The organism is Psychromonas sp. CD1 (assembly GCF_002239585.1).
Taxonomy (GTDB): domain Bacteria; phylum Pseudomonadota; class Gammaproteobacteria; order Enterobacterales; family Psychromonadaceae; genus Psychromonas.
The window spans coordinates 233,961-257,926 of record NZ_NDFH01000003.1 but is presented as its reverse complement, the minus strand read 5'-3'; the positions used below and the strand labels follow the sequence as shown (position 1 = coordinate 257,926).

The 23,966-nt window shown below is 36.8% G+C and carries 24 protein-coding genes; 16 read left to right on the top strand and 8 right to left on the bottom strand.

Features of this window, described 5'->3' with window-relative positions; genetic code table 11:
- Nucleotides 1–48: 48 nt before the first annotated feature.
- Both B8W84_RS02555 and rnm read right to left on the bottom strand, forming a co-directional pair.
- Nucleotides 49–669: an L-threonylcarbamoyladenylate synthase gene (locus B8W84_RS02555; protein WP_094751766.1), complete on the bottom strand. Its 621-nt coding sequence runs from the start codon at nt 667–669 to the stop codon at nt 49–51.
- Nucleotides 670–672: 3 nt separating this feature from the next.
- On the bottom strand, nt 673–1,527 hold the full coding sequence (gene rnm, locus B8W84_RS02550; protein WP_094751765.1) for an RNase RNM: 855 nt from the start codon (nt 1,525–1,527) through the stop codon (nt 673–675).
- A 345-nt stretch (nt 1,528–1,872) separates the two neighbouring features.
- On the opposite strand from rnm, the gene B8W84_RS02545 reads away from it, so the two are divergent.
- The 8 genes from B8W84_RS02545 to B8W84_RS02510 all read left to right on the top strand — a co-directional run bounded on the left by B8W84_RS02545 (nt 1,873) and on the right by B8W84_RS02510 (nt 9,636).
- Nucleotides 1,873–3,459, top strand: a complete 1,587-nt coding sequence (locus tag B8W84_RS02545; protein WP_094751764.1) for an anthranilate synthase component 1 — start codon at nt 1,873–1,875, stop codon at nt 3,457–3,459.
- Nucleotides 3,460–3,463: 4 nt separating this feature from the next.
- Nucleotides 3,464–4,072: an aminodeoxychorismate/anthranilate synthase component II gene (locus tag B8W84_RS02540; RefSeq protein ID WP_094751763.1), complete on the top strand. Its 609-nt coding sequence runs from the start codon at nt 3,464–3,466 to the stop codon at nt 4,070–4,072.
- Complete coding sequence (gene trpD / locus B8W84_RS02535) at nt 4,073–5,077, top strand: anthranilate phosphoribosyltransferase (RefSeq protein ID WP_094751762.1); 1,005 nt, start codon at nt 4,073–4,075, stop codon at nt 5,075–5,077. It abuts the gene before it with no gap.
- Nucleotides 5,071–6,471 (top strand): bifunctional indole-3-glycerol-phosphate synthase TrpC/phosphoribosylanthranilate isomerase TrpF, encoded by a 1,401-nt coding sequence (trpCF, locus tag B8W84_RS02530; RefSeq protein ID WP_094751761.1) that lies wholly within the window; start codon nt 5,071–5,073, stop codon nt 6,469–6,471. Before trpD ends, trpCF begins: the two co-directional genes overlap by 7 nt.
- A gap of 45 nt (nt 6,472–6,516) precedes the next feature.
- Complete coding sequence (gene trpB / locus B8W84_RS02525) at nt 6,517–7,704, top strand: tryptophan synthase subunit beta (RefSeq protein ID WP_094751760.1); 1,188 nt, start codon at nt 6,517–6,519, stop codon at nt 7,702–7,704.
- Nucleotides 7,704–8,513, top strand: coding sequence for a tryptophan synthase subunit alpha (gene trpA / locus B8W84_RS02520; protein ID WP_094751759.1), 810 nt, complete (start codon nt 7,704–7,706; stop codon nt 8,511–8,513). The genes trpB and trpA overlap by 1 nt, the downstream gene beginning before the upstream one ends.
- 242 nt (nt 8,514–8,755) lie before the next feature.
- Entirely contained in the window at nt 8,756–9,328 is a 573-nt protein-coding gene (locus B8W84_RS02515) for a septation protein A (RefSeq protein WP_094751758.1), read from the top strand.
- A 2-nt stretch (nt 9,329–9,330) separates the two neighbouring features.
- Nucleotides 9,331–9,636, top strand: coding sequence for a YciI family protein (locus B8W84_RS02510; protein ID WP_094751757.1), 306 nt, complete (start codon nt 9,331–9,333; stop codon nt 9,634–9,636).
- Between the two features lie 72 nt (nt 9,637–9,708).
- On the opposite strand, the gene dapD is transcribed toward B8W84_RS02510, so the two are convergent.
- On the bottom strand, nt 9,709–10,737 hold the full coding sequence (gene dapD / locus B8W84_RS02505) for a 2,3,4,5-tetrahydropyridine-2,6-dicarboxylate N-succinyltransferase (RefSeq protein WP_094751756.1): 1,029 nt from the start codon (nt 10,735–10,737) through the stop codon (nt 9,709–9,711).
- Nucleotides 10,738–11,018: 281 nt separating this feature from the next.
- Entirely contained in the window at nt 11,019–11,825 is an 807-nt protein-coding gene (gene djlA, locus B8W84_RS02500) for a co-chaperone DjlA (protein ID WP_094751755.1), read from the bottom strand.
- A gap of 210 nt (nt 11,826–12,035) precedes the next feature.
- Here djlA and lptD point away from each other — a divergent pair, with 210 nt between their 5' ends.
- The 5 genes from lptD (at nt 12,036) to B8W84_RS02475 (ending at nt 18,426) form a co-directional block, all read left to right on the top strand.
- Entirely contained in the window at nt 12,036–14,387 is a 2,352-nt protein-coding gene (gene lptD, locus B8W84_RS02495; protein WP_094751754.1) for an LPS assembly protein LptD, read from the top strand.
- A gap of 10 nt (nt 14,388–14,397) precedes the next feature.
- Nucleotides 14,398–15,738 (top strand): peptidylprolyl isomerase, encoded by a 1,341-nt coding sequence (locus tag B8W84_RS02490; RefSeq protein WP_180706019.1) that lies wholly within the window; start codon nt 14,398–14,400, stop codon nt 15,736–15,738.
- Nucleotides 15,716–16,726: a 4-hydroxythreonine-4-phosphate dehydrogenase PdxA gene (gene pdxA / locus B8W84_RS02485; protein ID WP_094751752.1), complete on the top strand. Its 1,011-nt coding sequence runs from the start codon at nt 15,716–15,718 to the stop codon at nt 16,724–16,726. The genes B8W84_RS02490 and pdxA overlap by 23 nt, the downstream gene beginning before the upstream one ends.
- 63 nt (nt 16,727–16,789) lie before the next feature.
- Nucleotides 16,790–17,608 carry a 16S rRNA (adenine(1518)-N(6)/adenine(1519)-N(6))-dimethyltransferase RsmA gene (gene rsmA, locus B8W84_RS02480; protein ID WP_094751751.1) on the top strand — a complete coding sequence of 273 codons (819 nt, stop codon included), beginning with the start codon at nt 16,790–16,792 and terminating at the stop codon, nt 17,606–17,608.
- Entirely contained in the window at nt 17,608–18,426 is an 819-nt protein-coding gene (locus B8W84_RS02475) for a symmetrical bis(5'-nucleosyl)-tetraphosphatase (RefSeq protein ID WP_094751750.1), read from the top strand. The genes rsmA and B8W84_RS02475 overlap by 1 nt, the downstream gene beginning before the upstream one ends.
- Before the next feature lie 24 nt (nt 18,427–18,450).
- On the opposite strand, the gene folA is transcribed toward B8W84_RS02475, so the two are convergent.
- Entirely contained in the window at nt 18,451–18,942 is a 492-nt protein-coding gene (gene folA, locus B8W84_RS02470) for a type 3 dihydrofolate reductase (protein ID WP_094751749.1), read from the bottom strand.
- Between the two features lie 116 nt (nt 18,943–19,058).
- On the opposite strand from folA, the gene B8W84_RS02465 reads away from it, so the two are divergent.
- On the top strand, nt 19,059–20,042 hold the full coding sequence (locus B8W84_RS02465) for a DUF2333 family protein (RefSeq protein WP_094751748.1): 984 nt from the start codon (nt 19,059–19,061) through the stop codon (nt 20,040–20,042).
- Between the two features lie 351 nt (nt 20,043–20,393).
- Here the strand turns inward: B8W84_RS02465 and B8W84_RS02460 are convergent, their stop codons facing one another.
- The 3 genes from B8W84_RS02460 to B8W84_RS02450 are packed head-to-tail and all read right to left on the bottom strand — an operon-like array spanning nt 20,394 to nt 22,004.
- Nucleotides 20,394–20,729 carry a PBPRA1643 family SWIM/SEC-C metal-binding motif protein gene (locus B8W84_RS02460; protein WP_094751747.1) on the bottom strand — a complete coding sequence of 112 codons (336 nt, stop codon included), beginning with the start codon at nt 20,727–20,729 and terminating at the stop codon, nt 20,394–20,396.
- Between the two features lie 31 nt (nt 20,730–20,760).
- The gene (locus B8W84_RS02455; protein ID WP_094751746.1) at nt 20,761–21,225 is read right to left on the bottom strand and encodes a threonine/serine exporter family protein; all 465 of its coding nucleotides are present in this window, start codon (nt 21,223–21,225) and stop codon (nt 20,761–20,763) included.
- Nucleotides 21,225–22,004 carry a threonine/serine ThrE exporter family protein gene (locus B8W84_RS02450; RefSeq protein WP_094751745.1) on the bottom strand — a complete coding sequence of 260 codons (780 nt, stop codon included), beginning with the start codon at nt 22,002–22,004 and terminating at the stop codon, nt 21,225–21,227. The genes B8W84_RS02455 and B8W84_RS02450 overlap by 1 nt, the downstream gene beginning before the upstream one ends.
- Nucleotides 22,005–22,242: 238 nt before the next feature.
- Between B8W84_RS02450 and rsmE the strand changes: the two genes are divergently transcribed.
- Nucleotides 22,243–22,971, top strand: coding sequence for a 16S rRNA (uracil(1498)-N(3))-methyltransferase (gene rsmE, locus B8W84_RS02445; protein ID WP_094751744.1), 729 nt, complete (start codon nt 22,243–22,245; stop codon nt 22,969–22,971).
- A gap of 22 nt (nt 22,972–22,993) precedes the next feature.
- Complete coding sequence (gene gshB, locus B8W84_RS02440) at nt 22,994–23,941, top strand: glutathione synthase (protein ID WP_094751743.1); 948 nt, start codon at nt 22,994–22,996, stop codon at nt 23,939–23,941.
- Nucleotides 23,942–23,966 lie beyond the last annotated feature (25 nt).

Here is a 23,966-nt window from a genome sequence, read left to right as displayed (position 1 = left end):
TTCCCGTTATACTCTTTTGTGCATAACATGCACAATCATGCTTAAATTTTATTGAAAAGGGCTTAAATCTCCCGCACCTTCTCTTAAAATAGAGAGGCTATCTTCCGAAAAATCAATCACTGTTGTCGGAGACTCCCCTAAATAACCGCCATTTAGAATCAAATCAACTTGATTTTCTAATTGATCTCGTATTTCTTCAGGATCGTATTCTGTACTCACATTACCGGGCAGAATCAAACTGGTGGTCATCAATGGCTCACCTAACATTTCCAATAAGGCGAGCGCGATAATATTATCTGGAATTCGAATGCCAATCGTGCGTTTACTTGGGTTCATTAACCGTTTAGGTAACTCTTTCGTTGATTTGAAAATAAACGTATAAGCCCCCGGCGTGTTCTTTTTTAACATACGATACGCTTGATTATCAATGCGCGCGAAGGTCGATATTTCAGAAAGATCTCGACATAATAATGTGAAGTTATGTTTTTTATCCAGATCGCGTATATGACAAATACGCTCCAAACCTTGCTTATTATCCATTAAACAGCCTAACGCATAACCCGAATCAGTTGGATAAATAATGACACCATTATTTTTTAATATATCTACTGCTTTCGTTAAAAAACGAACTTGTGGATTTTCAGAATGCACGTATAAAAATTGACTCATTAATTATTTCTCTTTTAACGCATTAAATATGGCCCAATCTTTCCAAATTGGTGTCGCTATATCAGGTAAATGTAGTCCCTTGCCAAGATCTCGCCATCGACCTATGAAGTGAAAGTCACTACCTTGGGAGGCAAGTAATTCATATTCTTTACTCCACATCGCTAATTGTAAACGTATTTGCAGGGATTGTTGCCCTCTTGCCACTTCCATGGCATCGCCATCGGCATCTTTAAATTCTGTAAATAAACGACGCATCCATTTATTGGATAATTTATAATTATCCGGATGAGCTAAAATTGCTTGTCCACCAGCATTATGGATAACTTGGATAGCAAGATGCATATCTATCCAATTATGTGGGACATAGCCGATATTACCTCTGCTTAAATACTTATCAAAAACTTTAGCAAAGGTAGGTGCAACCCCTTGTTCCACCAAATAACGAGCAAAATGCGCCCGCGTTATTGCACCCTCTCCGGCTAACGCTTTCGCTCCTTCATAGACACCGTCAATATTAGCTTTTTCCAATCGACGACCCATTTCCAGCGCCCGAATTTCACGTTTTTCTTTTTGTAATAAGATAAGATCAACCAAACCTGCATGCTGCACATCGATATTAACACCCAGAACATGTATCTCATGATTTAGCCAATTGGTTGTTATTTCAATGCCATCTATTAATTTTATTTTTAAATCTAGCTCTGTGATAGTTTGATGCGCAGCACCTAGACCATCGGTTGTATCGTGATCAGTCAGCGCTAATATACTCACTTGTCTATTATCCGCTCGGATTATTAATTCTTGCGGTGTTAATTGACCATCGGATGCGGTGCTATGCGAATGTAAATCAATTAACATAAATTTCCTAAAAATAATCTTGACATTAATGTACTTATCACAAAGGATAGTAGACATGATTTTATGGAATGCATGATATATGATTTTTAATACAATTACTCTTACTCTTTATTGGTGGCACTTATTCTCCCTTCGCGAGCAATGAGGTTTTTGTATATATAATTTTCTTAAACCAAATTTAAAAGCTCGCAAATTGCGGGCTTTTTTTGTATTTGCAGTTTAAAAAGTAAATGAGAAGTAAACATGAATATAAACAATCTAATCCTTTTCCAATATTGGCGATAATAAATAGCCCACATTTTAAGACTATATTTATTATAAAACGCAAATTTAAAGGATAACAAAATGAACACATTACACCCTATAGGTGTTTTAAAAAGCTTTCACGTTGAGAGCCGTTATATACAAAAATCATTACCTCTTTTTCAAAAGCTAACTCAAAATAAAACAAATAATTTGCTGTTTGATTCTGCTGAGATCTCAACAAAAGCGCATCTAAAAAGTATTATGCTTCTTGATGCGTGTTTGAAAATAACGTGTCATGGCCTACAAGTTACTTTTGAAACATTAACCGATAACGGTAAAGATTTACTCATTTTTATTACGCCACAGTTTTCTATCCAATACATCGAAAAACAAAGCACGACTAAACTCTGTGTCTCGTTTCCGAAAGCCGGCTCAGACATTGATGAAGAGCAACGCTTAAAAAGTGCATCGCCTATGGATGCACTACGTAGTCTACTAAAAAAAATAAACATACATTCTAAACATCCCCAAGCACTTTTTCTCGGTGGTATTTTTGCTTATGATTTTATTGCCACCTTTGAACAATTAATTGAAGTACCTGAAAGTGAAAATAGTTGCCCTGATTTTGTTTTTTATGTTGCCGAAACTCTCCTGATTCAAGATCATCAAAATAAAACCTGTGAAATTCTAGGATCTGTTTTTGGCGGAATATATAGCGATGCAAATGTAATTCGCATTCATACACGCTTAAACGAATTACAGGATATTTGTGAAAATTTCACCACACCAGAAATGCCCCTAATCCCTTTGCAGGGTAAAATAGTGACAGATGTGAGTGATAAGCAATACAAAGATATTGTCATACAACTTAAACAACATATTTTAAAAGGTGACATTTTCCAAGTCGTTCCCTCTCGAAGTTTTTATTTACATTGCCCTAATCCAATGGGTGCTTACGCAAAATTAAAAGAAACAAATCCTAGCCCCTATATGTTTTATCTAAAAGACAGTGATTTTATACTTTTTGGTGCATCGCCTGAGAGCGCCTTAAAATATACAAAAAAGAGCAATGATGTCGAAATATACCCTATTGCGGGGACACGAAAACGAGGGCTAAATAAAGATGGAACGATTAATCACGATTTAGATAGCCGTTTAGAATTAGATTTACGCTTAGATAAAAAAGAAACATCTGAACACTTAATGCTGGTTGATCTGGCGCGTAATGATATTGCACGTATCAGTATCCCAGGCACTCGCCATGTAGCAGAACTATTAAAAGTCGATAGGTATAGCCACGTTATGCATCTTGTCTCCCGTGTCGTTGGTAAGTTACGTGCAGATTTAGATGCCTTACACGCATATCAAGCCAGTATGAATATGGGCACTTTAGTTGGAGCGCCTAAAATTCGAGCGTCTGATCTCGTGCGTAGCGTAGAAAAAAAACGTCGGGGCAGTTATGGGGGAGCCGTTGGCTATCTCAATGGGCAAGGTGATATGGATACGTGTATTGTGATTCGATCCGCTTTTGTAAAAAACAATATTGCTCAAGCACAAGCAGGGGCCGGTATCGTTTTTGACTCTGTTCCAGCACAAGAAGCAGATGAAACCAGACATAAAGCAGCCGCTGTATTAAATGCCATTGCGCAAGCCCATGGTGTCACTCTTAACGATGTAGAGGTGTAATACTATGCATAATACACACGAAAATACCTTGTTTTTCCTCGACAACTTTGACTCTTTTACGTACAACTTAGTTGACCAATTTAAAACCCTAGGCTACCCCGTTAAGATTTTTAGGAATAATCAAAGTGCTCTTAAAATAAAAAAACAAATGGATGACTGCTTAGGAAATGTACTGCTCGTTTTGTCACCAGGCCCTGGTAGACCACGCGACGCTGGATGCTTGATGGAACTAATTAAACTGTGCAGGGGTAATACCGCCATGCTCGGTATATGTTTAGGCCATCAAGCTTTAATTGAGCAATATGGGGGAAAGATTATTAAAAGTAAAGAAATCGTACATGGTAAATCGTCTTTAATTCAACATTGTGCTAATCGTATGTTTGAAAATTTACCACTCCCCCTTAAAGTCGCTCGTTATCATTCTTTAGTGGGCACGGACATTCCCGATGAACTTGAAGTGGTTGCTGATTTAGAGGGTGTCTGCATGGCGATTTATCACCCTAAAGATCGCGTATTAGGATTTCAATTTCACCCAGAATCCATTCTAACCTGTGATGGCGCACAGTTATTACAAAATAGCTTACATTTTTTATTGCCAGAAGGAGCGTTTTAAATGCAAATTCTAGAAAGTTTATATCAGGGGACATCCTTAACCCACAAACAAAGCATTGATTTTTTTAGCCAAGTAGTAAAAGGTGACATTGATCCCATCATATTAGCATCGGCTTTAACGGCATTAAAAATAAAAGGTGAAAGTATTGATGAAATCAGTGGAGCAGCCCTTGCTCTTATTGCTAATGCCAAAACATTTCCAAGCCCTGAGTATCCTTTTACAGACATTGTAGGTACTGGAGGAGATGGCCTAGGCACCATTAATATTTCAACCGCAAGCGCCTTTGTCGCAGCCGCGTGCGGTTTAAAAGTATGTAAACATGGTAGTCGTAGCGTCTCAAGTCTATCGGGATCCTCAGATTTGTTAAGTGCTTTTGGTATAAATGTTAATATGCCCAGTCACCGTGCACGTCAATGTTTAGATAAACTCAACATCTGTTTTTTATTTGCTCCCGCCTATCATGCAGGAATGCGTTTTGCAGCGCCAGTACGTAAAGCACTTGCAACACGTTCTATTTTTAACTTATTAGGCCCTCTTATCAATCCAGCTCGTCCCAAAACAATGTTAATGGGTGTTTATGCAGCCGAATTACTTGTGCCGATGGCAAAAGTACAACGAAGACTTGGCATGCAACGCGTGATGGTGGTTTTTGGTAGTGGTCTTGACGAAATCGCATTACATGATAAAACACACGTTGCAGAGCTTATCGACGGTGAAATAATAGAGTATACATTATCAGCACAAGATTTTGGCATGCAAACTTATCCTATCCAAACGTTATTAGGGGGCACTCCTAATGAAAATAAAATTATTATCAGCCTCATTTTAGAAGGAAAAGGCAGTGCACCACAACAAGCGGCCGTTGCAATTAATACCTCCGCATTATTAGTTGTTAATGGCCTTGCAGATAACTTTAAAACGGGTACAAAAATGGCATTAAACATGATGCAAACGGGCAAACCTTTACACTTACTTCAACAATTAGCGGAGATGAGTCAATGCTAGATAAAAGCCTCTTATCTAAAACCATATTAGACGATATTATTACTGATAAAATAACATGGGTTAAACATCGTCAAATCAAACAACCTTTACAAAGTTTTAAAGATAAACTTATTGCCAGCGACCGTGATTTTTATCAAGCATTAACTCAAAGCGAATGCGTTTTCATCCTAGAATGTAAAAAAGCATCGCCATCAAAAGGCTTACTGCGTGCAGATTTTGATGTAGAAAAAATCGCCTTACAATACGCTCCCTATGCGAATGTCATTTCCGTTTTATGCGATGAGAAATATTTCCAAGGTAGCCTTGAATATATAAAAACAGTGCGTGATGTACTCAGTCAACCTGTGTTGTGTAAAGATTTTATTATAAATGTTTATCAAATATATTTAGCGCGACATTATCAAGCTGACGCTGTTTTATTAATGCTTTCAGTGCTTGATGACGAAACCTATCAATTACTTAGCAATACTGCGCACCGTTTAAATATGGGAGTGCTAACTGAAATAAGTAATGAGGTAGAGCGCCAACGCGCAATAAATCTTAATGCAAAAGTCATTGGCATTAATAATCGAAATTTACGTGATATGAGTATTGATCTGCAGCGTACCAAAAACCTCGCTATCGACCTACCTAAAAATACCATTGTGATCAGTGAATCTGGTATACAAAATCACTCCCAGATTGTAGAGCTTAGCCAACGTGTACAAGGGTTTCTTATTGGTAGTACATTAATGCAACAATCAAATATTGATTTTGCTTGTCGCAAACTTATTTTTGGTGAAAATAAAGTCTGTGGACTCACTCATGCTCAACATGCGGCAGATGCTTATAGAGTGGGAGCGATTTACGGTGGCTTGATTTTTGTTACACAGTCACCGCGTTATATCAATGTACACCAAGCTCGCTTAGTGATGCTCGGCGCCCCACTCACTTATGTTGGCGTATTTCAAAATGAAGAAATAAAAGAAATTATATCTATCGCCAAACAATTACACCTTCGCGTAATACAACTCCATGGTAATGAAAATGCAACCTATATCGATTCACTACGCCATCAATTACCAAAAGACTGCCAAATTTGGAAGGCGCATGGGATCGGTGCAATATTACCTGAATTTCAAGTCTTAAATGTTGATAAGCACCTATTAGATACACGCGTAGGTGAACAGCAAGGAGGTTGTGGTAAAACCTTTAATTGGGATTTATTAAAAACACTGCCTATCGATAAAAGCCAATGCATTTTAGCCGGTGGCCTTACACCAGAAAACGCTAGCGAAGCGGCCAAATTAGGATTTTCAGGACTTGATTTTAACTCTGGCGTTGAAACGTGCATCGGAATAAAAGACCCGCAGTTACTCGCTAAAGCTTTTTCTCAACTCAAAAAATACAAATAGTCAAAATAACCAAGTGAACTTTCCACTACTAGTAAGGTAATAACAATGCAAAAATTAAATCCCTATTTTGGTCAATTTGGTGGTATGTATGTTCCCCAAATTTTAGTTCCCGCCTTACAACAGTTAGAAAATGAATTTATAAAAGCCCAAAATGATCCTGACTTTATTGCACAACTATCCGAATTATTAACCGAGTATGCAGGCAGACCTACTCCACTTACACTATGCCGTAATTTAACCAAAGGAAAAAAAACAAAACTGTATTTAAAACGTGAAGATTTATTACACGGTGGTGCACATAAAACCAACCAAGTGCTTGGCCAAGCATTATTAGCCAAACGTATGGGAAAACATAAAATTATTGCAGAAACAGGAGCAGGACAACACGGAGTTGCGACCGCATTAGCCTGTGCATTATTAAATCTTGAATGTAAAATTTATATGGGTGAGGTCGATATGAAACGTCAAGAGCCCAATGTATTTCGGATGCGTTTAATGGGGGCAGAAGTAATATCGGTAAGCTGTGGAGCTGGTACATTAAAAGATGCCTGTAACGAAGCTTTACGAGATTGGGCCGGTAGCTTTAGTGATACACATTACCTTTTAGGAACAGCTGCGGGTCCGCACCCTTTTCCCACTATTGTACGCGAGTTTCAAAAGATAATTGGAGAAGAAGCTAGACAACAATGCCTAAAGAAAGAAGGTATTTTGCCACATAAAGTCATTGCTTGTGTCGGTGGAGGATCAAATGCTATTGGTATTTTTAATGATTTCATTGCCGATGAAAGTGTTGAGCTTATCGGTGTTGAACCCGGCGGGCTTGGTGTCGAAACGGGGAAACATGGATGCACTATCTCAGAAGGCTCTAAAGGTATATTTTTTGGTATGCACACGTTAATGATGCAAGACAAACATGGACAAATACAAGAGTCTTACTCTATTTCTGCAGGCTTAGACTTTCCGGCTGTCGGACCACAACATGCGCATTTAGCAGAAACAGGTAGAGCAAGTTATGTTAACGTCACAGACGATGAAGCTTTATCCGCATTTCATGCACTCGCTAAACAAGAGGGGATTATTGGTGCACTTGAATCCTCACATGCTTTAGCACATGCTTTAAAAATCATTAAAGAAGATGATAAAGAGCAGATTATTATTGTTAATTTATCTGGTCGAGGCGATAAAGATATTTTTACTGTCGCTAATATTTTTGAACAAAAAGGAATATTGTAATGAATAACCGTTATGACGATCTGTTTAAGCGCCTCACCGCAACAAAACAAGGTGCCTTTGTTCCTTTTGTAACCATTGGAGACCCCGATAAAGCACGCTCTTTAGAAATTATTGATACTTTAGTCAAAGCAGGAGCTGACGCACTTGAACTCGGCATCCCATTTTCAGATCCCGTTGCAGATGGCCCCACTATCCAAAAAGCCTCAATTCGCGCTTTAGAGGCTGGTGCAACGCCGGATAGCTGTTTAGCAATTATTAAAGAGATCCGCATCTTACATCCAACTATTCCGATTGGTTTACTCTTATATGTAAATTTAGTTTATCGTAATGGTATCGAAAACTTTTACGAGCGTTGTAAAGAGGCGGGTGTCGATTCTATCTTAATTGCAGACGTACCTTTGCATGAAAGTGCACCATATCGCGCCGCAGCCCTAAAATACAACCTACAACAAATATTCATCGCCCCCCCAAACGGGGATGCAGAGACACTTAAAAAGGTCGCCCAACATAGCCAAGGTTATACCTACTTATTAAGCAGAGCAGGTGTTACGGGCAGTGAAACTAAAGCAGAAATGCCCGTTATAAACATGATCCGTACATTACAACAATATAATGCACCTCCCGCGCTTCTTGGCTTTGGTATTTCAACACCTTCGCAAGTAAAAGAAGCGATAAAGTCGGGTGCGGCGGGCGCAATTTCAGGCTCTGCAGTCGTCCGTATTATTGAGGGGAACCAACAAAACCAACAAAATTTACTCAAGGATATGCACAAATTTATAAAAGCAATGAAAGCTGCCACCCATTATTAACCAAAAAAATCAACTCACTTACACTCAGCCATTAATTTGGCTGGTATTTAGGACTTTATTTTCGATGAACTTTATTCATAGACGGGTCCATTTATTGACGAATAATGCAAGACAATAATTACTATAAGAATAATATAAGGCAATAACAAAGCGTCTCTCTCGCGTATAAAGAGAAGTAGTCGTCAATTTAAACTGTCAGTAATAATGCAACCAAGCTATATTCTTAAACTAAAGAGAAAAAAATGAAACTATTCAGAGAATTTATTCCCCTAATCATCTTTTTTATTGTTTATAAGATGGTAGATATCTATATGGCAACCGCCGCATTAATGATAACCATGACACTCAGTTTTATTTTCAGTTATTTTCAAAATGGTAAACAAACCGATAAAATGCAAATAATTACTCTCGTCATGGTGCTAGTCTTTGGGTCATTAACCATCGGACTACATGATGATGTTTTTATTAAATGGAAAGTTACCGCCATATATAGCCTTTTTGCAATAGCTCTTTTTGTCACTCAATTTATCTTAAAAAAACCAGCTCTAAAGCAAATGTTAGGTAAAGAACTAACGTTACCAAATAACGTTTGGAACACCTTAAATAGTGCATGGATGCTGTTTTTTATTGCTCTTGCAGTGCTCAATATTTATGTCGCATTTAACTTCTCTCAAGAAACATGGGTGAACTTTAAAGTATTTGGTTTACTCGGTGCAACTCTTCTCTTTACCGTATTAAGTGGCTTCTATATTTATCAATATATTCCACAAGACAAAGCAAATAAAGATTCAAGCATTAATAAACCCAAGGAGTGAATATGTTATATATTATTTTTTCTGAAGATATCAAAAACAGCTTGGCATTACGCATAACAACACGTGACGCACATCTTGCACGCTTACAAACACTACTCGAGCAAAATCGACTCGTTGTTGCAGGACCTAACCCAGCTATCGATAACAATGATCCCGGCGAGGCGGGTTTTACTGGGTCAACGGTAATAGCAGAATTTAACTCTTTAGAGGAGGCTCAATCTTGGGCAGATGCTGATCCGTATCAAAAAGCAGGGGTTTATGCTTCGGTGCGCATTAAACCGTTTAAACAAGTATTACCTTTAACTTAATCGTATTCTTGTACTTTTAAAAATAAAAAAGGCGATATTATCGCCTTTTTTATTTTCTTTCATTTTCGTATCTTAATTTGAATGCAACATCGTATTTAATTCAACCGCACTCTTATTTGCTAAGCATTCTATTTGGCCTGTTATTGAATTCCGACGGAATAACAAATCGTTTTGATTAGCAAGATCGCGCGCTTTTACTATTTCTATTTGCGCACCTGATTTATCTAATAATTTAACCTTAGAGCCCGCCGTTACATATAAACCAGACTCAATAGTACAGCGATTACCTAATGGAAAACCAAGCCCTGAATTCGCACCTAGCAAGCTATTTTCTCCAATTGTAACGACCACTTTACCACCGCCACTTAGTGTCCCCATGATAGATGCTCCACCACCAATGTCCGAACCTTCACCAACCATAACACCTGAAGAAATACGCCCTTCAACCATGCTTACACCGATTGTTCCTGCGTTAAAGTTAATGAATCCTTCGTGCATTACCGTTGTACCTTTACCCACATACGCACCTAAGCGTACCCGTGAAGTGTCCGCTATACGTACTCCTTCAGGTACAATGTAATCAACCATTTTAGGGAATTTATCAACACAATCCACGCTTATCACTTCACCTTTTAAACGAGCTTCAATTTGCCTTTCAGCAAGCTCAGGTAGATCAATAGGCCCTTTATTCGTCCATGCGATATTATGTAGAACAGAAAAAATACCATCTAAAATCAAACCATGTGGTTGTACTAAACGGTGTGAGATAAGCTGTAACTTTAAAAAACCTTGAGCAACATTTTGTGGTGCTTCATCAGTCGCTAAGATAGTCAACACTAAACTTTGTGTTGACTTCGTAGCTGCAACAGCAAAATCAGCATTATTAATTTCATCCGCACCATTAAATGCAGCGCCAAGTTGCTCTGCAACCTGTGGGCTTATTTCTAACGTTTCATTACCACCTTGATAACCGACAATAGCGCCTAATACCGCGACTAAGTCCGCACTAGGGGAAAGTAAAGGATAAGGATAAAATACTTCTATAATTTTTTGCTGACGGTTTTTTGTAGCCGTACCAAAAGCAAGTGCAAATGTAGACATGAATAAGCTCCGATATAAAAAGTCTAAAAAACATTAATATTAAGAATGCCAATATTAAAACTGTTACACATCATAAAGAAGCGCCTTGCATATTTAAAGCGATATATACAAAACAGCTTTAAATTAATTTCATTTTTCATCTAAATCTTACACGATACAAATAATTCACCCTGAAAACTCTTATTTTAAATACCTTTTCCCTCCGCATTACACACGATAAGTTCGACTCAATAAAAAATGAAATTAGCAAATAACACTCTGTTACAACAAATAGTTTTTCTTTATTTTAGCTGACGCTTTTTACGCAATAATTCATAAGATCGTTGAATATCCTGTGTTTTTTCTTTCGCCAGATTCATCATTTCTTCAGGTAATCCTTTTGATGCTAATTTATCAGGATGGTTTTGACTCATGAGTTTACGGTATGCACGTTTAAGCTCTGTATCACTGACACTAGGCTCCACACCCAATATTTTATAAGCATCACTACTACTTTCTTGTTTCTGTTGCTGACGCTGACCTTGATGATAATGTTGTTGCCCTTCGAACATTTGTAGTAAACGATCTAATTCAAAACGAGAAAACCCTAACTGTTCAGCAATAATATACAAAATAGATTTTTCACTTCCATCAATGGTTCCATCTGAAAAAGCCACTTGGATCTGTATACCCAAGAACATTTGTAAAACATTGCGATCACCACGTACCATTTGAACAAATTCAGATAAAATATCCTCCAGTGGAAAATCATTCTTTTTACCAAAAGAAAAAGATGCTTGTGCTTGCGCACGCATTTCACCTTGCAAATGCATTTGATCCATATATGCATTGGCAAATTGAATATCAATGGCAGTGACTTGGCCTTTTGATTTTGCAATATGCCCCATTACTGAAAATGTAGTATCAAAAAATATTTTTTGCCTTGCCCTGCTATTGCTTGTATTGGAAAATAGGCCATTTTGAATATCAAAATTCAACGCAGTGGCGCGGTCAAAACGGTGCCCTAACCAAATACCTAAAAACATCCCCAATATATGGCCAAACATAAAGCCAAAAAAACCGCCAAGTATTTTTCCCCAAATTCGCATAATGCTAAAAACCTTCTCTTCTAATATTAATTAAACGTATATTGACTAACTATTTGCCTTTTTACCAATTTTTTACTTCAATTACCGAAATTTAATCTAAATTTGACGAACAATGATTGGAGCACTCGAGTGTTTGCTTTATGATAGGTCTTTCTGTTTTCTTATTTTAAAGCTTAATGTTTTCTTTTTCTGCACCTCAGTGAGTACTTAATGTTTAAATGTTTTCCTTTATTTCTTGTTTTTTTTCCTATTTTTACACTGAGTGCAGAGCCTTTAGACACCACACCATCAACCATCAATAACAATCAAACAAAACAAACGCAATCATCCGTCGATACAATACCTAAATCGACTAATGACTTCTTTAATCAGTGCTACAAAAACGTGCCAATGATTATACCTAAAACATCCACCAAACCGGCCAATCAAATGCCGGTAAATATCAGCGCTTTTAATTTGTTTTCTTTAAATGACACGCTCATTTACCAAGATAATGTTGAACTCACTCATGACGATAAATATTTATCGTCAAATAAATTAACCTATTTTGTAAAAGAAAAAAGAGCCCTTGCCGAAGGTGATGTTAAATTTGTTAATGGCCAATTAACCCTACATGCAGAACGTATTACCACCGAGATGATAACCAATAAAACGTCATTTTATCAAAGTAAATACCAATTTCATGGTCGCAAAGGCCGAGGTCAGGCATCCAGCATTTTTGATAATGGTAAAGACCTTTATGAGCTGAAGAGCTCAACATATAGCGCGTGTCCTCCACAAGATAACACGTGGTCATTAAGCTCAACAACATTATATATAGATAATAAAACAGATGTAGGCAGTGCTTACAATGCCGTATTACGGATCAAAGATTTCCCTGTGTTTTATTTTCCATATATTACATACCCTACGAGTGATAAACGTAAAACAGGCTTACTTTTCCCTTCATTTGAGCTCTCAAGTAATAATGGCTTTACTATCACCCAGCCACTATATATAAATATTGCACCTAATATGGATGCAACGATCACCGCTAAAAACATGCAAAAACGGGGAACTTTAGTTTCTGCAGAATATCGCTATTTATTTGATTTTGGTGCGGGGAAATTTCAAGCAGAGTATTTACCCGATGATAAAATCCGTAAGGAAAAACGCTACTTATATCACTGGGATCACAACGTAAATTTCGCCAAGAATTGGAATTTTAACGCCACTTACTCGAGCGTAAGTGATGATTATTATTTCAGTGATATTGATACCCCTTATGGTGAGCGTAGTGATAATCAACTATTACAAACTGCAGACTTAAGTTACCGTGAAAATAATTGGAGTGGCGAAATTGAAGTGCGTAACTTTCAAATATTAGGCAATAGCGACAGCCCACATAAAGTGTTACCTAAACTGTCTTTCAGTCTCTATGAACCTTTAGACTGGAAAAGTCTACAATTTGACTTATATTCTGAAATCACACGATTTACCCACGATGATAAAAACGTTTACACTGGAACACGTATTCATATCGCCCCCAAATTATCACTACCATTATATTATGACTCAATGTTTATTAATACAGAGCTCAAATACATGCTCAGTTTTTATGAGCAAGATATCCCTACCGAATCGCCAAAGTATACTTGGTATAAAGATCTTAAAAGTCATGTTACACGTTCAATTCCGTCCTTAAAAATCAACTCAGGAATAAATTTTGAGCGAGATTTAACTTTTTTAAACAGTGATTATCAACAAACACTCGTACCACAAATACAATATTTATATGTCCCTTATAAAGACCAATCTGCTATCGGTCTTTATGATACGACGCTTATGCAACAAGATTATTATGGGCTTTTTCGCGATAATAAATTTTCTGGCTATGATCGTATTGCAGATGCCAATCAATTAACATTAGGCATAGCATCAAGTTTTCTTAATGCACAAGGGCAAGAAAAAATGCGTTTTGCCATTGGTCAAAATTACTATTTCCGAAATGCACGAGTACAAATACCCTCTAATGATTATTCGGAAAATAATACGGAAACGACCAGTAGTAGTTCTTCTATTATTGGTGAATTTGACATCAACTTTTCAAGTAAATATTTTTTACATAGCGGGTTAGAATGGGATAATGAAAATAACATAATTAACCGTGCTAACACTACCCTTGAAAAACGTTGGTTGCATAACACTTATGTACAACTTAATTATCGTTATATGGCACCGGATGAAAATAGTGAATTACAAGTCAACCAAATTGGGAGCAAGCTGAATTGGTCCATCAATGCTCAATGGACCACTTTTGCTAGCTACTATTATGATCTAGAATATAACACCCCTTTTGAAAGTATTATGGGATTAAAATACCAATCCTGTTGTTGGGCAATAGGCTTGAGCTATGAAGAGCATATGTCTCCCTACTATGGACCTATTTCATCGGTCAATGAGAACTATCAAACAGAGCAAAATTTTAAATTAACTTTTGAACTAATGGGACTCGGAGGCGTCGGATTCTCAGCTGGCGACGAAAGCCTTTTTGATTACGGTCGCCCTTTTTACTTACAATAATGGATATAAGATGAGATCAATACAAGCCCTATTAGTGACGATACTATTTTCTACACTATTTTGCGCACCACTTTTTGCAAAAACTCAATACTTAGACAAAATTGAAGTGGTCGTAAATCAAGATGTTATATTAAATAGCGATGTACAACGTATGCTTAAAGATATACAAGTACGTTATCTGAAAATGCAAAAGACGCTCCCATCTAAAGATATATTACACGAGCAGATCATTGATAAATTAATCAATGATCGCTTACAGCTGCAAGTTGCCGAACGCATGGGTTTACGTCTTGATGATGTGCAAATCGATCAAACTATTCGCCAAATATTAAAAAAAGAAGGCAAAAGCATTGTTCAATACCAACAAGAATTAGCCCAGAAAGGCGAAAGTTACCAAGCCTTTGTAGACACCATTCGTAATGAGCTTACTATTAATGAAGTACGCCAAGTGCAAGTGCGTCAACGCATTAATATCTCTGAACAAGAAGTAAAATTAATGGTGGAGCGCTTAAATAAAAATAATAAGAAAAATACACAGTTCCATTTTATACATATATTATTAAAAACAGATAATCCAAATTCCTCAGCTGAAAAATTAAAAGTAAAACAACAAGCACTAAAAATAATACAACGTTTACAAAAAGGTGAGGATGCGAGTAATTTAGCAAGACAGTTTTCATTAGGCCCTAAAGCATTAGATGGTGGAGATTGGGGTTGGCGAACAATAGATGAAATTCCGAGTTTATTTGTCGATATGTTCGATGAATTAAAAACTAAAAAAGGGGATATTATCGGTCCTTTTAAAACCAGATTAGGTTTAAGTATTATTCAAATTGTCGATAAAAAAGGATTTGAAAATATCACGACTCTCGAAGTCAATGCACGTCATATCTTAATTAAATCTAATATTATATTAAGTGATAACAAAGCACAGTCGTTACTTAATACCTATCGCAACGAAATTTTAGAAGGCAAGAAAACTTTTTCTGAAATCGCGCGCGCTCACTCACAAGATCCGGGCTCTGCAGTCAAAGGTGGTAATTTAGGTTGGGCAGATCCAAATCTATATGTACCCGAATTTAGAGATAAAGCCAACACATTAGCCGTAGGCGAGATAAGTAAACCTTTCCACACGATGCATGGATGGCACATTCTCGAAATATTAGGTAAACGTAAATCAGATAGCACTCAAAAAGCAACACAACAAAAAGCCTACTCTATTTTATATAAGCAACGCTTTCCAGCCGAAGCTTATGCATGGATGAATGAAATTCGCCAAGAAGCTTATATTAAAATTATTACGCCACAACATTCTAAGGTCTTAGACAATGCTAAAAAAATCACAGAATAACGTCGCACCGATTATTATTACAGCTGGTGAGCCGAGTGGCATAGGTATGGATATTGTACAAGCACTCGCAACACAACAATGGCCTATACCTATCGTAATTTGCTGTGATAAAAATTTATTGCGTACGCGTATCAAAAAATTAAACAATCAGATTATACTTCTTGATTATAGTTCAGCCGTAGAACAACCCGCACAACAAATCGGACAACTATATGTGGTACATGTGCCTTTAGTAAAAGACGTAAGCATCGGCAAGCCTGACAAAGACAATGCTCAATATGTCATTAATATGCTATCTTTAGCCAATGATGGATGCTTATCTGGCCAATTTTCAGCATTAGTAACGGGGCCGGTACACAAAGGTATTATTAATGATGCCGGCATTCACTTTAGTGGACATACTGAATTTTTTGCACAGCAATCAAATACTGATATGGTCGTTATGATGTTGGCAACAGAAGGGTTACGCGTTGCATTAGTCACAACTCACCTACCAATTAGAGAACTTGCCGACGCCATTACAAAACCACATCTAAGCCAGATAATTACGATTTTACAACGTGAATTACAAATGAAATATGGCATAAAAAAACCGCGTATTTATGTTTGTGGGTTAAACCCTCATGCAGGTGAGAGTGGCCATATGGGCAGAGAAGAAATTGAAATTATCGAACCTACTCTGCATGAATTACGTGAAGATGGGATTGATTTAATCGGCCCATTACCCGCTGATACATTATTTCAAGAAAAATACCTACAAGATGCAGATGTAGTATTAGCGATGTATCATGATCAAGGTTTACCTGTTTTAAAATATAAAGGTTTTGGTAAAGCAATTAATATTACCCTTGGGTTACCTTATATACGAACTTCAGTCGACCATGGCACCGCCTTAGATATCGCGGGTACTGGTATGGCTAATTCAAATAGTTTATTCTGTGCGCTCAATGAAGCTATCAGAATGGTACAAATACAACAACACAATTAAATATATAACGTCGCTATTTAGGTTTATCCTAGAACGCATAAAATAAAGTAACAAGAGTAAAACATGAATAATAAAACCCATTTAGGTCATACCGCACGTAAGCGTTTTGGACAAAACTTTTTACATGATGATTATATTATAGACTCAATTGTAGCGGCTATTTGCCCTCAATTTGAAGATAATATCGTTGAAATTGGCCCTGGTTTGGGCGCATTAACCAAGCCCGTTTCAGCACAAGTCAAAATGCTAAATGTTATTGAATTAGATAGAGATCTCGCAGAACGTCTAGCAATACAGCCTGAGTTTATTGGGAAATTAAAGATTACTCAAGCGGATGCTTTACAATTTGATTTTAGCTTGCTTGCAAGTAAAGAAAATCAATTGCGTGTTTTTGGTAACTTACCTTACAATATATCAACACCTTTAATGTTCCACCTTTTTGAATACGCAGATAAAATTAAAGACATGCATTTTATGCTTCAAAAAGAAGTGGTCAATCGTCTTTGTGCAGGGCCTAACTGTAAAGCTTATGGTAGATTAACCGTAATGGCACAATATTATTGTAAAGTTATTCCTGTACTTGAAGTTCCACCAAGTTCATTTATTCCTGCGCCTAAAGTTGACTCTGCATTTGTACGTTTAGAGCCCTATGATGTGCCACCTTTCTTGGCTAAAAGTTTAAAAGCTCTGAATCAAGTTTGTTCAATGGCATTTAATCAACGCCGTAAAACTATCCGTAATGGCCTTCGAGAGCTACTAACAGTCGAAGAATTACAACAATTAAATGTCGATCATACTAAACGTGCAGAAAATATTAGTGTTGAAGAATATGTGCGTCTTGCGAACTATGTTTTTGATCGTAAAGAGCAATTAAATAAATAATGACAACTTATATCGTGGGTGATGTGCATGGCTGTTTTAGCGAATTAAAACAACTTTTGGCATGGGTTAATTTTAATCCCAAGCAAGATGAATTATGGTTAACTGGCGATATTGTTGCCAGAGGCCCCCACTCACTCACGACTTTACGCTTTGTAAAAAATCTCGGCAACGCCGCAAAAATGATACTAGGAAATCATGATCTACATTTACTTGCTATTTGGCAAGGAATACACAAAGCACAACCACAAGATAAATTAGACGCTATTTTAAATGCACCCGATTGTGATGATTTATTACATTGGTTACGCCACCAGCCACTGCTGTTACGCCACCCTGATTTTAATTACATTATGGTACACGCCGGTATTCTGCCTCAATGGAAAATCAAAGATGCAGAAAAACTTGCTCAAGAAGCGCAACAAGCTCTCAGTGCAAATGATTTTAAAAACGTACTAAAAACAATGTACAGTAATAAACCTAATCAATGGTCAGAAACCTTACAAGGAGATGCTAGAATACGCTTTATTATCAATGCGTTTACACGCATGCGTTATTGTTATCTTGATGGGAGCCTTAATTTTGAGAATAAACTTAGCGTGATAAATACAAATCTAAACACAATTAAGCCTTGGTATGAATTTACTCGAGAGACTAAGCTTCCTAGTATTTTATTTGGTCACTGGGCAGCTTTACAAGGCCAAGTCAAACAACCTAATCTTTATGCATTAGATACAGGTTGCGTTTGGGGCGGGACTTTAAGTATGCTACGTTGGCAAGATAAAAAACTCTTTACATGCCCAAGCTCAATACAACCATAAACAATACACATAATCGATACGGCTTTATGGTATACGCTTTAATGTTACAAATTGATAATTATAAGCGTTTTTATTGTCTTTAAAATGCTCTTCACGCGTAATCTCCTGCCAATTGGCTGATTTTTCATAATCAGGAAAATAAGTGTCACCTCGGGTTTTAAGGTCAATAAAGGTTAAATATAAACAATCCACTTGTGCCAAATATTTTTCATAAAGACTCGCACCACCGATGATCATCACCTCACTAGCATCCTGTACGATTTTTAAGGCTTGCGTCATATTTTGCACACACATAACACCTTCTATTTGCAGTGTAGGATCGCGACTCAGCACTATATTTTGTCTTCCCGGTAATGGGAATCCTATCGACTGATGTGTTTTTCGACCCATTATAACGGGTTTTCCTAATGTGACTTTTTTAAAGAAGGCAAGATCTGCAGGCAAATGCCAAGGCATTTTATTATCTAAACCAATCACTCTATCTTCTGCCATCGCTGCTATCATTGATATTTTCATCTTATTCCTTATATATTTCGCTCAGATTAACAAAATATTGACTTAATTGATGCACAATATTTCAAGCTTTTGTTATGCTTAGTAACATTATTTGATTAACACGGCGAATGAAAGTTATGCTAGGAAAAAAAACAATCATAAGTGTCTCTGTCATTATTGTACTTATTTTTTTTACCGTCTCTATTTGGTGGGGGAAAATGCCTTCTGCCTATAATGTATTCGAAAAAACAAAACAAACCGCACAACAAGAACAAGAAAAAATCGTGGTCGGTTACACAACTGTCTCCACCTTAATTGATGTTACACAATGGTTACTCGATAAACCCGGTGGATTTTTAAGTAATGATATTACTCCACCAAGCATATTTATGGATAATATGCCAGCGTTTGAATATGGTGTTTTAGAACAAGTTCGCGATTTAGCACTGGTAATGCGCTTAGACTTTAGTCGTTCACAGTCACAGTCTAGTGTTAATAAAGATTTAGAGATAGCACAAAGTAAATTGAACATTTCACATAAAAGTTGGATTTTTCCCAGTGCAGAAAGTGAATATCAAAAAGCTATTCTAGCATTAGAACGCTACCGATCTGACCTGGCGACACATGATGCGCCCAATGCACAATTTTATACCCGAGCAGATAATCTCGCTGACTGGTTACGTAAAGTTGAAAAACGTTTAGGCTCTATTTCCCAACATTTAAGTGCAAGTGTTGGCCAAGATCAATACAATACGGCATTGGCTGGCGATCCAAATGCTATGCAATCAACCCAAACCGCAGAAAATATACAAATAAAAACGGATTGGCTAAAAATTGATGATGTGTTTTATGAAAGTAAAGGTGCCACTTGGGCTATTTTACAATTTTTAAAAGCGGCTGAAATCGATTTTTCAAATGTTCTGAAAAAGAAAAATGCTCAAGTGAGCTTAAAACAAATTATTCGAGATCTTGAAGGCACCCAAGAAACACTTTGGAGTCCGATGGTACTTAATGGCGATGGTTTTGGTCTTTTAGCCAACCACTCTTTAGTCATGGCAAATTATGTATCACGTGCCAATGCTGCTCTCATAGATTTACGTAGTCTACTCGAACAAGGCTAGCCTACTTTTTCGCCTATATTATATTACTCACAATATAAATACTAAAAAGCATATGTTCGCCATTAATTGGCCAAACATATGCTTTTTAGATGATAAGACATATTTTTACTTTTTATTAGCATCAAATGACCCTTTACATTTAAAGGCTCGCTTCATCGTAAATAATCTACATAAAGAGCAGAGTTCACTTTACATTACCATCTCATTCAATTGTAAGTTTGTATTTAAATTAAAAAAAAAAGAGATAACAGCTCATGAATTATCTCTTTTTAGTATTATAACTTTGTATTATTTTAAATAATTAAATATGGCTTAACTCATCATCGAGTAAATCAACAACACATTAAAATATTACGCACAACACTTTTTATATTTTTTACCACTCTCACAAGGGCAAAGATCGTTACGTTTCGGTTTAGATGACACACTTACCGTTTGAGGTTTATTTAAAAAACCCTGTAATTGTAAAATATTTTCATCAATATCAGCATTTATTTCAATACAAGCAAATAACGCATGCTCTTTTAGAAGTAACAATATTTCTTCTTTACGTACTTGTGTTTGTACACTCAATTGCAGTGGTGCATCTTCACTACCGGATTTAAGCACACGTTTAGTATTAAAACCATAACTGCTGTGCTTAGGTTTTTTCTCTTTTCTTCCTTTAAAGAAAAATTTATCTGACATATTGGTATCCTCACTATTAATGAAGCGCAGTTTATACTATTGGCCTGCCTCGGTAAATCAAAATGGAAGGTAGTGCTAAACCAAAGCTTAAAGCACTTAATGTAAACAGTGTACTTAGTCCATTTTCAGTAATAATAGCCATTAACTTAACACTGTAACCGGATGAGTTTAGCTCCATCAAACCAAGAATAGTCGAAAAGGCCAAACTACCCGGTATCATGGGGATAACGGCAGCAACCGTAAACACAGGGCGCGGAACAAGGTGCTTACGTGACCAATAGACGCCCAGAAAGCCCATCGCACCTGATGCGATAAATGTAGCCCCCTCAATCGGGATACCCATTGTCATTAATAAAAAACGTAAGCTATGCGCGAAAGATCCACCGAGAGCACAATAAATTAGCATATTGCGAGGAACATTAAATACCATTGCAAAACCCACGGCTGGTATCCATGCAAACCAGGCATCAATTAAAAATAAAGTAAATAAATGCATTAAATAATCCACCCTAATGATACGTTAATTAATGCAAGTGACGTTATTATTCCAAAAGACACACTGATTGTTAATAGTGTCGCAAATACCCAGCGGGCGATACCCGTACTAATATGCCCTTTAAGAACATCTGAAATAGCATTAATAAATGGAAATCCAGGCACTAAAAGTAAAACAGATGCCGCTATCGCAATTTGTGGTTTTTCGCCAAAGTCGTAAATGACTCCGAGACTTGCAATCGATGTAGCTAAAAAAGCAGATAAAGCAAAAATAACAAAGGGATTATGTTGTCTGGCCGCCAACTCTTGACGTAATATCATGGCACTACAAGACGCAAAAAAAGAAGTGATATAGACGGGCCAATCACCACCAAAGAAATGGCTAAAACTGGAACAGGACAAACCTATCATTAATGCCACTAAGTATCGATTATAATAATAGGGCTCTAAACGATTTAAGCGATCGCTTACTTGATCTGTATCTAACAATTTTTTTTCTAACATGACACAAATTCGTTGCACATCGCACACCATCTGCATATTAATACCCCGATCATAACAACGACGTGTCGTTGTTACACAATCACTCCCAAATATACTGGTGAGTACGATCGCGTCCAAACTAACTGAAAGTTCAATACTCGACGCACCTAATGCAATACCAATACGTTGTGTCGTTTGTTCAACCAACTGACTTTCAGCACCATGTTGTAGTAATATTTGTCCCGCTTTAATAGTAATTCGCGTTAGTTTTATTTGTTTTTTATGACTTAATCCCATTAATTAAACCCCCTATTTTAACGCACAGTGAAAGTTTATTTACTGACTGTAATATTCAAAAAATCAGTTGTTTTACACCCTCTAGGTTTTATAGACACATACTTTTAATCTAAAAAATACACACAGAGCATTTCGTTTATCCATTATTCACTTAATTGTTAAATATTTTAAATAAAAGGAAATTATCTTACATTATCATTTATAATAATCCTTTTAGCTAATAAATAGACATTCAATTATGCGCTATCCTCGATTTTATGATCCACAACACTTTTGTCTCGATAAAGAGTATGAACTTGCAGATGATGCTACCCAACATATACGTGTTTTACGTCTTAAAGCCGGTCTTAATATTATCCTTTTTAACGGTAAGGGGGGGCAATTTACAGCAACATTAATCGATGTTCAAAAACGTTCCTGTACAGTTAAAATTAATACCTTTACAAAAACAGAAAATGAAAGTCCTCTGCACTTACATTTAGGACAAGTGATATCGCGAGGTGACAGAATGGAGTTTATTATTCAAAAGTCTGTTGAGCTTGGCGTTAATGAAATAACACCTCTCCTTAGCGAGCGATGTGGTGTTAAAGTAAATGTAGAACGCATGTGTAAAAAACATCTACAATGGCAAAAAATAGCCATAGCAGCTTGCGAACAATCAGGACGTAATATTATTCCGATTATCCATCGTCCTCAACAGATGCAAGATTGGTGCGCAGAAAAATCCAATGCAGTAGCACTCACTTTGCACCCAAAAGCCAAGTTAAGTATTAAAACATTACCCGATAACATTAATAATGTTCGACTACTTATTGGCCCAGAAGGGGGTTTAAGTGACACAGAAATCACTGTAACAAAAAACCTTGATTTTACCGAAATTTTATTAGGTCCTCGTATATTGCGCACCGAAACCGCTACACTGAGTGCCATTAGCACGTTACAATTTCGTTTTGGCGATTTAGCCTGAATTTGACATAATAGGAAACAACATGAACATTAAAATTGGTATTTTGATGGATCCCATCGAGAATATAAACATTCATAAAGATTCAAGTTTCGCCATGCTTTTAGAAGCTCAATCACGTGGCTGGGAACTTTACTATATCACGATGAAAGATCTTTATTTAGAAAATGGACGCTGTTTTGTACAAAGTAAAAAACTAACAGTACAACGTAAAGATAATGATTTTTATCAATTAGAGGCTCCTATAGATCATCCTCTTGCAGATTTAGATGCCCTATTAATGCGTAAAGATCCCCCGTTTGATACCGAATATATCTATGCAACTTACTTACTTGAAAGAGCAGAACAAGAAGGTTGCCTCATTGTAAATAAGCCTCAAAGTTTACGTGATGCTAATGAAAAATTATTTACAGCTTGGTTTAGTGAATTCACACCTGACACATTAGTCACACGCAACGCCACAAAAATCCGAGAATTTCACCAAAAACATCATGATATAATATTGAAACCGCTTGATGGTATGGGAGGTGCATCTATTTTCCGTATTCAAGAAAAAGATGTAAATTTAGGCGTGATTATTGAAACACTTACTGAACATGAGAGTCGTTATTGTATGGCACAAGCTTTTATTCCTGCCATAACCCAAGGTGATAAACGTATTTTAATTGTTGATGGTGAACCTATGCCTTATGCACTTGCACGTATTCCTGCGAAAGGTGAAACACGTGGAAACTTAGCGGCTGGCGGACGCGGTGTTGCACAACCGTTATCTGAATCTGACTGGCATATTGCTCGATCTATTGCGCCTAAACTTAAAGAGAAAGGACTTCTTTTTGTTGGGTTAGATGTCATTGGCGATAAAATAACCGAAATAAATGTCACGAGCCCTACTTGTATCCAAGAGATAGATAATGCTTATGGTACAAATATTGCGGGTAAATTAATGGATGCTATTGAAAAACGTGTGCGATAAATTCATGTTTTTTGCCAGACTTAGC